Origin of the sequence: Psychrobacter communis, from assembly GCF_014836505.1 — a bacterium.
GTDB lineage: Bacteria > Pseudomonadota > Gammaproteobacteria > Pseudomonadales > Moraxellaceae > Psychrobacter > Psychrobacter faecalis.
In genome coordinates, this window is sequence record NZ_JACSQR010000088.1 from 1 (window position 1) to 653 (window position 653).

Genomic DNA, 653 nt, shown 5'->3' on the forward strand with positions numbered 1-653 from the left:
CAAAAGGCACCAAACAGATAAGCGGAATGAAACTGTTGCTGCTTGATCAGTCGAGGTCGCCCACCGCGGTAATACCAAACTCTGGTCAATGAGCCTTGTTGTCCTATTCGAGTTTCATCTTGAAACCAGATGTCCACTTGATCTAAGCTCACATCAGTAGGCAGTGACGCCTTAACCTGTGCTATAAAGTTTTTTTAAAAGCGTCTTGAGCTTGTATGTCGGCTTTTGGATGCTGACTACGAGCACTTATCCAACTCATATCAATACGCTTGAGTAGCTCGTAGATACCGTTAACGGTGTAGTGAGCGTTGTAGTGTTCTTTAGCCAATTGCTGAATGTCTTTGCCTGTTAGACGACCGCCAGCGCGCTTTTCTTGTTCAGAGACTATCATGGCTTTAAAAGCGTCTGTGTCTGCTTCTGCCAATTTGCTGTGACGACCTCGACGATGACGATCGTAGAGACTCTCAAGTCCTCGTTCATAATATCGCTTCAATGTCCGTCTGGCAGTTTCAGGATGTATGCAGAGGTCTTTAGCAATATCGTTAGTGGCTTTGCCCATACTATATTGGTATAAGATGAGCAGGCGTAGTCGGGCTCTGGGATTGCGCTCAGTCTTTGAGTGTTTGCCAAAGTCATGGTCTTCTAGGTTATGT

Annotated in this window: 1 protein-coding gene; it reads right to left on the reverse strand. The window is 45.6% G+C overall.

The annotated features are described in order from the left end of the window. Nucleotides 1–181: 181 nt before the first annotated feature. The coding region (locus tag H9653_RS12405; RefSeq protein ID WP_191692594.1) for a winged helix-turn-helix domain-containing protein at nucleotides 182–653 on the reverse strand (472 nt) is incomplete at its 5' end.